Raw genomic sequence first — 12,393 nt, 5'->3', positions numbered from 1 at the left:
GGGAGATCACTATACGAACGACAGCACTAAGGTTACAGGCCCAGATAAATAGTTTTATAGTGGTTACAGATCGAAGAAAGAACGCACTGTAACCATCAAAGGACCAACCTACTGTGCCCCCTCCCGCCGCCATTGCCACCCCGCTCTATCAGACGCTGACCGAAGAGTTGCGCGAAGCGATTCGCGACGGCCGCCTGGTCGCTGGCGCCCGCCTGCCTTCGGTGCGCGAGGCGGCAAACAGCCGCGGCATCAGCATCAACACGGTACTGGCCGCCTACCGCCAGCTCGAGGCCAACGGCCTGGTCGACGCGCGTCCGCAATCAGGCTACTTCGTGCGCTCGCAGCTTGCCGTACCGCCCGCCCCGCAGGCCGCCGCCGCCGAGCCGAGCTCGGCGATCGCCGCCGAAAGCACGGTGCTGAGCCGGATCGCCAGCGTGCTCGCCGCACAGACCCGCCCCGACACCATCGACCTGTCGCTCGCCTGCCCCAAGGGCAGCGACTTCTATCCCGGCGAGAAGCTGGGCCGCATCGTCGCCGACCTCACCCGCCGCCACCCCGAGCTGCTCACCGACTATTCGCTGCCACCGGGCCCGCTGTTGCTGCGGCGCGAGATCTGCCGCCACGCCACCGAGCTCGGCATGCAGCTGCAGCCCGACGCCATCCTGCTCACCAACGGCTGCATGGAAGCCCTGCAGCTGGCGCTGCACGCCACCACCCGGGCAGGCGACACGGTGGGCCTGGAGTCGCCGACCTATTTCAACCTGATCCCACTGCTCGACCGCCTGGGCCTTAAGGCGATCGAGATCCCCACCCATCCCGAGGGCGGGCTGTCCCTCGACGCGCTGGAATTGCTGCTTTCGGAAGGACGATTGAAGGTGGTGGTGACCATGCCCACCGTGCACAACCCGCTGGGCACCAGCATGAGCCCGGCCAACAAGCGCCGGCTCGCCAACCTGGCGCGCACCTACAAGGTGCCGGTGATCGAGGACGCGCTCTACGCCGAGCTGCAGTTCAGCACGCCGCTGCAGCCGACCGCGAAGGCCTTCGACCGCGACGGCTGGATCATCGTGTGCGCGTCCTACACCAAGACGCTGGCGCCCGGCATGCGCGTGGGCTGGATGGAAGGCGGACGCTTCAGCCGCGAGCTGGCCGAGCTCAAGTTCTGCTCGTCGGTGGCCCAGCCCGCCCTGCTCGGCGAAGCGATCGGGCGCTTCCTGGAGAGCGGCGGCTACGCCCAGCACATCCGCCGTCTGCGCCGCACCTATGCCGCGCAGACCGAGCGCCTGCGCGGCCTGATCCACGACGCCTTTCCCGCCGGCACGCGCGCCACCCAGCCCAGCGGCGGCTTCCTGGTGTGGGTGGAGCTGCCCGAGGGCTGCGACACCAACCGCCTGTTCGACCTCGCCCTGCGCCGCGGCATCGGCATGACGCCCGGCAAGCTGTACTCGCCCTCGGGCCGCTACACCCGCCACCTGCGCCTGTCGGGCTGCTACCCCTTCAGCGACCGCCACGTGCACGCGCTGATGACGCTGGGGGAGCTGGCGCGGGCGCAGCTACGCTGAGTGCCCGTCATACAAGCGTTCAGCGGTTGTAACTGCCTACCCCGATCAACATGCCGTTGTGGGTACGGAAGAAGGTGTGCTTGCTTTCGATCCGGCCGGTGGTGGGATTGCGCCAGAAGTAGTCGTACTCGCCTGCGCCATCGTCCTTAGCGATCTGGGCCATCTGCAGCACGATCAATTCTCCGCGCGGGTCGCGCAGCTGCATTGCATCGGTCCCGACCAGGGCGGGTGTGGCGCCGTGGGCGAGGAACAGACCACTTTCGAGATCGACGACGAACACGTAGAGGTCGTTGCGGATGAAGCGCCCCCCAAGATGCTGGAACTCGGCCAGGGTCGCTGCGCGGTCAGCGGCCAACGCCTTGACCGCATCACGCAGCATCGCCTTGGCCTCCACCGGCGTTGCGCGCGCCGGGTAATAGCCGACCGCCACGATCACGTCGCCAACGCGCTGGAACAGCGTCACCTTCGGCTCGCCACGACTGTCGGCGGGGTTGAACCAGCGGTATTCGATCCGACCCCGCCCTTCGCTGCGCGCCGTCTCGATCATCTCGCGGAAGAATGGCTTGCCTTCCGAGTCCGCGTAGTCGATGACGTTGTCGCCGACGAGTGCGGCCGATGAGCCGCCGCTGGCCAGAAACACGCCATCGGTGCGCACCGCATACGCGTACAGATCGCGATCCACGAAGGCCGACTGGCGCGCGAAGTCGCGCACGCCGGCCTCGCCCTTGTCCTCGATGTGCTTTACGGCGATCGCAAGCAAGGCCTCTGCACGCATCTCGAGCGCGGTCTTGATGACCGCCCCCTCCTCTTCCGCGGCAGCGGCGGATTGAGGCAGGCTGCCGAAGACAAGCGTCGCGCCAATCGCAAGACCGCCCAGGAAGATGACGAAGGTTTTCATGAGGGATCTCCTGAAACGCATGAGGATGAGGTCGCGCTCAGTAGCCGACCATCTTGGGTAGCCACAGGGAGAGCGCGGGGAAGAAGGCGATCACGAACAGCGCCACCACAGACGCGATGACGAACGGATGGATGCGGGCAACGATCTCCTCCACCGTCGAGCCACCGATACCCGAGGCAACGAACAGGTTCTCGCCCAGCGGCGGCGTCATGAAGCCGACCGACAGCGCGCAGATGAGGACGATGCCGACATGGGTGGGATCGGCGCCGAGCATGTACATCACCGGCAGCAGTACCGGCACCAGGATCATGATGGCCGCCAGCGTCTCCATGAACATGCCGATGAAGAGCAGGAACACGATCAGGATCGTCCAGATCAGGTACATGTTGTCGGTCAGGCTGAGCAGCGATGCCGCGACCGTTGCCGGGATCTGCTGCTCGACCAGCAGGCGGCCAAACACCGTGGCGGCGAACAGGATCAGCAGCACGCGGCCCGTGATCCAGGTCGTGGTGCGCAGCGAGTTCAGCAGCGCGGCGAACTTCAGTTCGCGGTGCAGGAAGATGCCCACGAACAAGGTGTAGAAGATCGCCACGATGGCCGACTCGGTCGGCGTGAACATGCCGGTGTAGATGCCGCCAAGGATGATCACCGGCGCGAGCAGCGACCACACGCCGCGGCGCAACGCCGCACCGATGTCGCCGACCGACCAGTTCTCGGTGAGCCCCCGATAGCCGCGCTTCTTCGAGATCAGGTAGTTGATGACAAGCAGGCTGCTGGCCATCACCAGGCCGGGCACGACGCCGGCCACGAACAGCTTGGGGATGGATACGGAGTCGAACTGGCCGAACTTCGCGATCGCCTCGGCAGGCGGTGCCATTCCGAGCGCGGAGATGCCGAAGATGACCATCGGAATCGAGGGCGGGATGATGATGCCCAGGCCGCCGGCCGAAGCCGTCACTGCAGAAGCATAGCTCTTCTCGTAGTGGCGCTTGGCCATCGCCGGGATCATCAGCATGCCGACGGCCGCCGTGGTGGCGGGCCCCGACCCCGAGATCGCGCCAAAGAACAGGCAGGCCAGCACCGTTGCGGCCCCCAGGCCGCCGGTGATCGGCCCGGCCATGGTCTCGGCGACATCTACCAGGCGCTTTGAAATGCCCGCCGCCTCCATCAGCGCCCCGGCCAGCACGAACGCAGGCAGCGCCATGAGCGGGAAGCTGCCGACCGACGTAAACGCAATCTGTACGAAGGCGATCGGATTCTTCTCGAGCACCAGGAAGGCGAGCATCGCCGAGCCGGCAAGCGACACGGTGATCGGTGCGCCCAGCAGGAGCAGGGCGAAGAAGCCGCCGAACAGGATCAGTACCAGATATTCTTCCATTGCTGTATCTCCAGGCCCCCGCGCCTCAGGCCTTCGGGGCGGCCGCAGCCGTGCGCTTGATCTTCTCGATCTCCTCTGCTTCGGGATCGAGCAGGTCGACACCCCTGAAGAGCTTCAGGTAGTTGTTCCAGAGGATGCGGATCGACATCAGCAGGAATGCGATCGGCAGGATCATGTAGAAGTACTTCATCGGAATGCCGGTCGTCTGCGACTTCCAGAACATGTTCATGCGGTTGAAGACGAAGTCGTAGCTCAGCCACACGAAGTAGAGGTTGAACCCCACCCAGAGCAGGTCGGCAACGGTCTCGCTGACCTTCTTGACGATGGGCGGAAAGAAGCGGAAGTGGAACGACACGCGGTTGTGCGCCGACATCTTCGCGGCCACGACGGCGCCCAGATAGGCAAACCACACGAACATGTAGGTCGCCACCTCCTCACCCCACGGGATCGAGTAGTGAAAGAACTGGCGCAACAGGATCTGGACGAACAGGAGCACTACGAACAACGCAAGCAGCGTCTCGCACAGGTACTCTTCCGCATTGGAAAGAAACTTCAGGATGGCCCGTTTGACGGACATGGCGGCTCTCCCTGGCTGAGGCGTAACGCGTCCGAGGCGGCCGTGGGCGCCTGCACCGGGCGGGGCGCTGCGCCGGCAGCGCGAACGACGCGTTGGGGTAGAGAAGTGCTTCGGGCGCCCCTGTCTCGGCCCTTGCGAAAGATTGCGGCGGGGTGCCGCGCAATCGCAAGGGCCGTGGCAGGGGATTACATCAGCGGCCCAGTGCCTTGAGGACGGCGTCGAGCTTGTCCTTGCCGCCGATGCTCTTGTGGAACTTCGGCCACACGGCAGTCGTGGCCTTCTCGATCCACTCCTTCTCGCCGTCGGCAGGATCGACGATCTCCATGCCCTTGGCGGCCAGGTCGGCGCGAATCTGCTCCTCGGTCTCCAACAGGTACTTGAAGCTGTGTTCGGTCGCTTCACGACCCGCTTCAAGGATAGCCTGCTGCACGTCCGGTTTCTGCGCCTGGAAAACCTGCTCGCTCATGATCAGCGGCTCGAGCGAGAAGATGTAGCGGATGTTGGTGATGTACTTCTGGACTTCGTTGAACTTCATCGCCGAGATGGTGATGTAGGGGTTGTCCTGGCCATCCACCACACGTTGCTGCAGGGCGGTGAAGGTCTCGGACCACGACATCGGCGTCGGGTTGATCCCCCAGGACTGATAGGTCGAGATCATGATCTCGTTCTTCGGCACCCGGATCACCAAGCCCTTGAGGTCGGCGAGCGTCGTCACCGGGCGCTTGGAGTTGGTCAGTACGCGAAAGCCCGAATAAGCCCAGCCCACGATGCGTACGCCGGCGTCGCGAATGGTGTTGTCCACCAGCTCCTGGCCCACCGCTCCCTGAGTCAGCGTCTTGGCGTCTTCCGCGCTCTGGATGACGTAGGGCAGGGTCAGTACGCCGACGGTCGGCGAGAAGGGCGTTACGTTGTTGATGGCGAGAACGGAGAAGTCCAGCAGCCCCATCGCCGCGTTGTTCACCGTATCCTGCTCGTCGCCGAGCTGGCCGTTGGGGAACAGATCGACCTTGTGCTTGCCGCCGGTCTTGTCGCTGAAACTCTTGGCAAAGCTGGTGGCGAGCTCCCATTGGGTACCGCCGGCAGCATCACCGATCGCCATCTTGAAGGTGGCCGCGATGGCGCCGGGTGCGCTCAGCATCAGGCTGGCGGCGGCGAGCATCGGCATCAGTACGGATTTACGGATCTTCATGGTTGTCTCCTCGATCACTAGGGGTGGTCTTGTAGGTCTGGCTGCTGCGGGTACTGCGGTTTGCTGCATGGTGCACCACCCGTCCGCTGGACGGGGTGTCATTCCGGGGCCTTCGTCCTCCTTGCTTGTTCGATACGATCAAGGCCGTACGCCAGTTTCAGAGCACCTCGTCCTTGAGGTGGTACCAGCGATACAGCCACCATTGGCCAAACCGGCGGAAGGGTGCGAAAGCCTGCGACTCGACCATCTCACGCACATTCGGGAACGGCAGTTTCGAAGTGAAGATCGGCAGATCCAGCGTCCTGCCCTCGCCCGCGATCCACTGCGCCAGGCGGCGCCCGGCCTGGGCCGAGTACATGACCCCGTTGCCGCCGTAGCCCAGCGCGTAGTAGATGGTCTGCGCCGGGTCCGGCTGGTAGATGCGCGGCATCATGTCGTGGCTCACATCCACCCAGCCCCACCACGAGTAGTCGATCTGGATGCCTTCCAGCGCGGGAAACTTGCGATGCAGGTCGCGGATCAGGAAGTTCTCGTACTTCTGCTGCGGCGCATCACGCCCGGTGATGGCACTGCGGCTACCGATCTGCACCCGGTTGTCGGGCATCAGCCGGTAGTAGTGGCGCAGTACGCGGGTATCGGTGATGACCTGCGTCGTACGGAAGTTGCAGGCGTCGATCTCCGCTTCGGTCAGTGGCCGCGTTACGATGGAATTCGACAGGATCGGCAGCAGGCGATTCCTGAGCTCGGGGTGCAGGCTGTTCGACGTGTAGCCACCGGTGGCGACGCCCACCGCGCGAGCCCGTACCACGCCACCCGGTGTGCGCAGGTAGTGCACACCGTTGCGCGTCTCCCAACCCTGGACCGGGCTGGCGGGGTGTACCGTCGCCCCCAGAGCACGCGCCTTCTTGAGGTAGCCGAAGGCGAGCTTGCCGGCATGGATGCCGATGCCTTCGGGCTCGTGCATGGCGCCACAGGCTTCCTTGTCGTCGACGTACTCGCGCCTGACCGTCTCCGCGTCCAGGATGCGGGCGTCGTACTTGAAGGTTTCGCGCAGGAGTCGCGCTTCCTTCTCCAGCGTGGGCATGACCTTGTCGCGGTGGGCGATGTAGAGGTGCCCACCGGGCTGCGGGTCGCAGTCGATGTCCTTGATCAGCGCCTTGAAGTTTTCCATGCCGTCGACGCATTCGCGGTGCATCTTGAGCGCGGTCTCCAGGCCCCAGCGCTCGATCCACTGCGAGCGCTTGAGGCGGCCCGAGGCGCACTGCGCCTGTCCGCCGTTGCGCACGCTGCACCCCCAGGCGGTACGGTTGGCTTCGAGCACGGTTGCCTTGATGCCGTACTCCTGGGCCAGGAAGATCGCCGTGGTGAGCCCCGTGAAGCCGGAGCCGATGATGGCCACATCGACGTCGATGTCATGGGTGATCGGGCCATCGTCTTCCGGCGGCTCGCCGGCAGTGCCGATCCAATAGGTGGGCGCGTATTCGCGACCGTGGCCCGGTGTGGCCGATACCAGCGGATCGTAGGCCGGGTCATAAGGCCGCGCCGCGGGCGTTGGCTTGCCGCTGGCGGCCAGCTGCTTGAGGCTTGCTGCATCCATGTCCGGAATCCTCGTCGGTGAAGCCGTACGGCCGGATCAGGCGCCGACGACCGGCGGACGGTCCTTGCGGTAGGCGTTCTTGACCGCAATCTTGCCGTTGTGGAAGGTGAACACATCGACCATGCGCGCCTCGATGCGCGTGCCGTCGGCCTTCGTGCCCGAGAACGTCGATTCGGTGACGCCGCGGTTGCCCACGACGAAGTGGTCGGGGTCGAGCCAGGCGGCATCGGGGAAGGTCTGCCAGGCAAGCTCGAAGCCCTGGCGCACAGCCTCGCGACCGACAAAGCTGCGGCCGAGAAGATCGGGGCCGGCAACGGCGTGGAAGGAGCAATCCTCGGCCATGAAGCTCATCAAGGCGTCGATGTCGTGGCGGTTCCACGCATCGCTGAAGGCTTGCAGGAAATCGACTGTGGGTTGGGTCATCTGCGTCTCCATGGGTCCCTTTGGCTTGTCATCGCTGTCCGCCCCCGGAGCGGGTCAGCGGCAGCGTCTGAGGTGCACATTAGGGATCGCGGAGACGGCTGCGTAGGACCAGTTCGGAACAATCGTTTGGGCCAGTCCGCGTGGCCCGCACGCCCTCTTCAGGCCTGTGGGCGCAGCGCGCGCAGAACCTCGCCCAGCACGCGGATACCGGGCTCGATGCGGTCCTTCGAGATCGACGAGAAACCGAGCCGGAAGCAGTTGCGCGGCGGCGGGTCGGCGTTGAAGAAGACGCTCCCGGGTTCGATCAGCACCCCTTCGCGCTCGGCTGCGCTCGCCAGTACCGCGGCATCGAGCCAGTCAGGCCCCTCGACCCAACACGCCGAACCGCCGGTGATCGGCTGATGGCGCACCTCGGGCAAATGACGAGACAGCGCAGCGGTCAGGCACTGTGCGCGCTCATGATGTGCTGCGGACAGTCTGCGCAGCAGCGCGTCGTGATGCCCGAGCGAGAGAAAGAGCGCAAAGGCGCGCTGCATGAAGGCGGTCGGATGACGCAAGTTGAGGCGCCGCATGCCGCGCAGTTCGCGGATGAGCTCCGCCGGCCCGACCACGTAACCCAGCCGCAGCCCGGGCGCGAGGCTCTTCGACAAGCTACCGACATAGATCACCCGGTCGTGGCGATCGAGGCTCTTGAGTGCCGGTGCAGGCTCGCCCTCGAAGGGGTTCTCGCTGTCGTAGTCGTCCTCGATGAGGACGAAGTCGGACGCCTCGGCCATGCGCAGCAGCGTCTCGCGCCTGGTCATCGACATCGTGACCTGGGTGGGGCACTGGTAGCTCGGCGTGACATAGACGTAATCGCAGCGCGCCAACGATTCGTTCGGCACCAGCCCCTCACCGTCGACCGCAAGGTCGATGATGTCCGGGCTGCGACTGCTGAAGATGTTGCGGGCGTCGGGATAGCCGGGGTTCTCGATGCCCACCGCCGTTGTGGCACCGACCAGCAGGTCGGCAAGCAGATAGAGCGCCTGCTGGGCACCGACGGTGACGACGATCTCATCGTCCGAGGCCCACACGCCGCGTCGCGGCAGCACGCGGGTACGGATCTGCCGTACGAGCGACTCGTCGTCACGCAGGATCATGTCCTGTGCCCACTCGCTGATCTCGAGCGCGCCGAGCGTCTTCATGCAGCATTCACGCCAGTCCGCGGTCGGAAACAGGCTTGCGTCGAACTGCGCGTAGAGGAACGGGTACGGATAGCGCTGCCAGTCCGAGCGCTTCTCGATGTTGCGCTGCGCCGATGGACGAAAGCGGAAACGCCGCCCCCAGTCGGGCGCATGTGCAGGGGCGGGGGCCGGCGCCGGGCCAGCAGCACGCGCAGCACGCCCCTCGAGCATCTCCGGATTGACGAAATGCCCCTTGCGCTCGCGCGACAGCAGATAGCCTTCGTCGGCAAGCTGCTGGTAAGCGATCACCACCGTGTTGCGCGCGACGCCCAGTTGTGCGGCCAGCTCCCGGCTCGACGGAAGCGGCGCATCGAGCGGAAGCTGGCCATCCAGGATGGCCATCACCAGCATCTCACGGATCTGTGCCTGCAGACTCAGCCCGGCGGACGTGGACCGCTGGAACAGCTGCTGCCACATTGTCCCTGTGGGTTTGACACTCATCGACTCTCGCATTCCCTCACTACGCCCCCGAGCACCGCACTCCTGCACCGTGCAAGGAACGCAAGCGCCGCGAGAGCCCTTCCACGCGACGGCGGCCGACCTCAGGCCGCCCGCGCAACCGGAGCGATCATCCCCTGCATGGGAGACGAGGGCTCCGCTGTGTACAGCTTGCGTGGCATGCGTCCGGCAAGAAAGGCCTCGCGGCCCGCCTGGACGCCCTTCTTCATCGCACTGGCCATCAGCACCGGATTGCGCGCATGCGAGATGGCGGAATTCATCAGCACCGCGTCACAGCCCAGCTCCATGGCGATCGCCGCGTCCGACGCCGTGCCCACGCCCGCATCGACCAGTACCGGAACCCGCGCATTATCGATGATCAGACGCAGGTTCCACGGATTGAGGATGCCCATGCCCGAACCGATGATCGAGGCCAGAGGCATCACTGCGGCGCAGCCGATGTCCTCGAGCATGCGCGCCTGAATCGGGTCGTCCGAACAATACACCATGACGTCGAAGCCATCCCGAACCAGCTCCTTCGCCGCCTTCAGCGTCTCGGGCATGTTGGGGTAGAGGTTGGTCGGGTCACCGAGCACCTCGAGCTTCGCCAGGGCGTGGCCATCGAGCAGCTCGCGCGCCAGGCGCAGGGTGCGCACCGCATCGTCGGCCGTGTAGCAGCCGGCCGTATTGGGCAGATACGTGTAACGCGAAGGCGGCAGGTAGTCGAGCAGGCTCGGCTCGCCCACGCTCTGGCCGATGTTGGTGCGACGGATGGCGACCGTGACGATCTCCGCGCCGCTCGCCTCGACGGCCAGGCGCGTCTCGTCAAAGTCCTTGTACTTGCCCGTGCCCACGAGCAGGCGCGAATCATAGGTCTTGCCAGCGATGACCAAAGGGTCGTTCATGAGGGTCTCCCGGTGCAGTCGAAACTGCAGAAATTGCTGTCAGCCGCCGCCGACGGCAGCGATCACCTCGATGCGGTCGCCGTCGTGGAGCAGCACCTCGCCGTGTTCTGCCCGCGGCACGACCGTGCCATTGCGCTCGACGGCAACGCGCTTGCCGGCCAGGCCCATGCGCTCGAGCATGTCGCGAACGGTCAGGCGGTGGTTCAGGATCTCGGTCTTGCCGTTGAAGGTCACATTCATCATTTCAGTCACACCGTACGATAAAGATCGGCACCGCTCTTGACGAACTCGATCGACTTCACCTCCATGCCCTTCTTGAGCGCCTCGGCCTCGTCGATGCCCTGCTGTGCGGCGAAGTCGCGCACGTCCTGGGTGATCTTCATGCTGCAGAAGTGCGGCCCGCACATCGAGCAGAAGTGCGCCACCTTGGCCGAGTCCTTGGGCAGGGTCTCGTCGTGGAATTCCTTGGCCTTGTCCGGGTCGAGGCCGAGGTTGAACTGGTCTTCCCAGCGGAACTCGAAGCGCGCCTTGCTCAAGGCGTTGTCGCGGATCTGCGCGCCCGGGTGGCCCTTGGCCAGGTCGGCGGCGTGCGCGGCCAGCTTGTAGGTGATGATGCCTTCCTTGACGTCCTGCTTGTTGGGCAGGCCCAGGTGCTCCTTGGGCGTCACGTAGCACAGCATGGCGGTGCCGTACCAGCCGATGGTGGCCGCGCCGATGCCGCTGGTGATGTGGTCGTAGCCCGGGGCGATGTCGGTGGTGAGCGGCCCCAGGGTGTAGAAGGGCGCCTCCTTGCACCACTCGAGCTGCAGGTCCATGTTCTCCTTGATCAGGTGCAGCGGCACGTGGCCGGGGCCCTCGATCATGACCTGCACGTCGTGGCGCCAGGCGATGTCGGTGAGCTCGCCCAGGGTCTTGAGTTCGCCCAGCTGGGCCTCGTCGTTGGCGTCGTAGATCGAGCCCGGGCGCAGGCCGTCGCCCAGGCTGAAGGCCACGTCGTAGGCCTTCATGATCTCGCAGATGTCCTCGAAGTGCTCGTAGAGGAAGCTCTCCTTGTGATGCGCCAGGCACCACTTGGCCATGATCGAGCCGCCGCGCGACACGATGCCGGTCATGCGGTTGGCGGTGAGCGGCACGTAGCGCAAGAGCACGCCGGCGTGGATGGTGAAGTAGTCCACGCCCTGCTCGGCCTGCTCGATCAGGGTGTCGCGGAAGATCTCCCAGGTCAGCTCCTCGGCCTTGCCATTGACCTTCTCCAGCGCCTGGTAGATCGGCACGGTGCCGATCGGCACGGGCGAGTTGCGGATGATCCACTCGCGCGTCTCGTGGATGTTCTTGCCGGTGGAGAGATCCATCACCGTGTCGCCGCCCCAGCGGATCGACCAGGTCATCTTGTCGACTTCCTCGGCAATCGACGAGGTGACCGCCGAGTTGCCGATGTTGGCGTTGATCTTGGTGAGGAAGTTGCGGCCGATGATCATCGGCTCGCTCTCGGGGTGGTTGATGTTGTTGGGGATGATGGCGCGCCCGCGCGCCACTTCGTCGCGCACGAACTCGGGGGTGATCACCGGCGGCAGGCTGGCGCCGAAGTTCTGGCCCGGGTGCTGGCGCAGCATCATGTCGGCCATCTTCTGGCCCTTGGGGCCGGTGGCGCGCAGCGAGGCGATGTACTGCTCGCGGTTCAGGTTCTCGCGGATGGCGATGTATTCCATCTCGGGGGTGATGATGCCGCGCCGGGCGTAATGCATCTGGGTGACATTGGCACCCGGCTTGGCGCGGCGCGGGGCGCGGTGCAGGCCGGGAAAGCGCAGCTCGTCGAGCGCCGTGTCGGCGGCGCGGGCGCGGCCGTACTCGGAGGACAGGCCGGGCAGCACTTCGGTGTCGCCGCGCGCCTCGATCCACGGCTGGCGCAGCGCGGGCAGGCCGGAGCGGATGTCGATCTTGGCGGCCGGGTCGGTGTAGGGGCCCGAACAGTCATAGACGAAGATCGGCGGGTTGGGTTCGGCGCCGAAGGAGGCCGGGGTGTCGCTCTGGGTGATCTCGCGCATCGGCACGCGGATGTCCGGGCGCGAACCCTCGACGTAGATCTTGCGCGAGTTGGGCAGCGGGGCGATCGCGGCCGCATCCACATGGGCCGTGGCGGCGATGAATTTCTCGGTGGCGTTCATGGGCTGAGTCTCCTGGGGGGTGGTCTGTTTATGTGTGA

The 12,393-nt window shown here is 65.4% G+C and carries 11 protein-coding genes; 1 reads left to right on the top strand and 10 read right to left on the bottom strand.

The window, feature by feature from the left end:
* Positions 1-113 precede the first annotated feature (113 nt).
* Complete coding sequence (locus B447_RS03180) at positions 114-1,562, top strand: aminotransferase-like domain-containing protein (RefSeq protein WP_002936362.1); 1,449 nt, start codon at positions 114-116, stop codon at positions 1,560-1,562.
* Between the two features lie 19 nt (positions 1,563-1,581).
* Here the strand turns inward: B447_RS03180 and B447_RS03175 are convergent, their stop codons facing one another.
* The 10 genes from B447_RS03175 to thiC form a co-directional block, all read right to left on the bottom strand.
* Positions 1,582-2,460 carry a cache domain-containing protein gene (locus B447_RS03175; protein ID WP_002936360.1) on the bottom strand — a complete coding sequence of 293 codons (879 nt, stop codon included), beginning with the start codon at positions 2,458-2,460 and terminating at the stop codon, positions 1,582-1,584.
* 37 nt (positions 2,461-2,497) lie between these two features.
* Positions 2,498-3,838 (bottom strand): TRAP transporter large permease, encoded by a 1,341-nt coding sequence (locus tag B447_RS03170; RefSeq protein ID WP_002925862.1) that lies wholly within the window; start codon positions 3,836-3,838, stop codon positions 2,498-2,500.
* 25 nt (positions 3,839-3,863) lie between these two features.
* Positions 3,864-4,415, bottom strand: a complete 552-nt coding sequence (locus tag B447_RS03165) for a TRAP transporter small permease (protein WP_002925861.1) — start codon at positions 4,413-4,415, stop codon at positions 3,864-3,866.
* Positions 4,416-4,605: 190 nt separating this feature from the next.
* Positions 4,606-5,604 carry a TRAP transporter substrate-binding protein gene (locus B447_RS03160; protein ID WP_002925860.1) on the bottom strand — a complete coding sequence of 333 codons (999 nt, stop codon included), beginning with the start codon at positions 5,602-5,604 and terminating at the stop codon, positions 4,606-4,608.
* A 157-nt stretch (positions 5,605-5,761) separates the two neighbouring features.
* Positions 5,762-7,201 (bottom strand): NAD(P)/FAD-dependent oxidoreductase, encoded by a 1,440-nt coding sequence (locus tag B447_RS03155; protein ID WP_002925859.1) that lies wholly within the window; start codon positions 7,199-7,201, stop codon positions 5,762-5,764.
* A gap of 36 nt (positions 7,202-7,237) precedes the next feature.
* Entirely contained in the window at positions 7,238-7,624 is a 387-nt protein-coding gene (locus B447_RS03150) for a nuclear transport factor 2 family protein (protein WP_002925858.1), read from the bottom strand.
* Positions 7,625-7,782: 158 nt separating this feature from the next.
* The gene (gene pdxR, locus B447_RS03145; protein WP_002925857.1) at positions 7,783-9,288 is read right to left on the bottom strand and encodes a MocR-like pyridoxine biosynthesis transcription factor PdxR; all 1,506 of its coding nucleotides are present in this window, start codon (positions 9,286-9,288) and stop codon (positions 7,783-7,785) included.
* A 101-nt stretch (positions 9,289-9,389) separates the two neighbouring features.
* Positions 9,390-10,190 carry a thiazole synthase gene (locus tag B447_RS03140; protein WP_002936355.1) on the bottom strand — a complete coding sequence of 267 codons (801 nt, stop codon included), beginning with the start codon at positions 10,188-10,190 and terminating at the stop codon, positions 9,390-9,392.
* 39 nt (positions 10,191-10,229) lie between these two features.
* Positions 10,230-10,433 (bottom strand): sulfur carrier protein ThiS, encoded by a 204-nt coding sequence (thiS, locus tag B447_RS03135; RefSeq protein WP_002925855.1) that lies wholly within the window; start codon positions 10,431-10,433, stop codon positions 10,230-10,232.
* Positions 10,434-10,438: 5 nt separating this feature from the next.
* Positions 10,439-12,355 (bottom strand): phosphomethylpyrimidine synthase ThiC, encoded by a 1,917-nt coding sequence (thiC, locus tag B447_RS03130; protein ID WP_002925854.1) that lies wholly within the window; start codon positions 12,353-12,355, stop codon positions 10,439-10,441.
* Positions 12,356-12,393 lie beyond the last annotated feature (38 nt).

The sequence above is a fragment of the Thauera sp. 27 genome (genome assembly GCF_000310125.2).
Lineage (GTDB): Bacteria > Pseudomonadota > Gammaproteobacteria > Burkholderiales > Rhodocyclaceae > Thauera > Thauera mechernichensis.
Note: the sequence above shows the minus strand (reverse complement) of the source record. Positions and strands in the feature narration are given on the sequence as shown.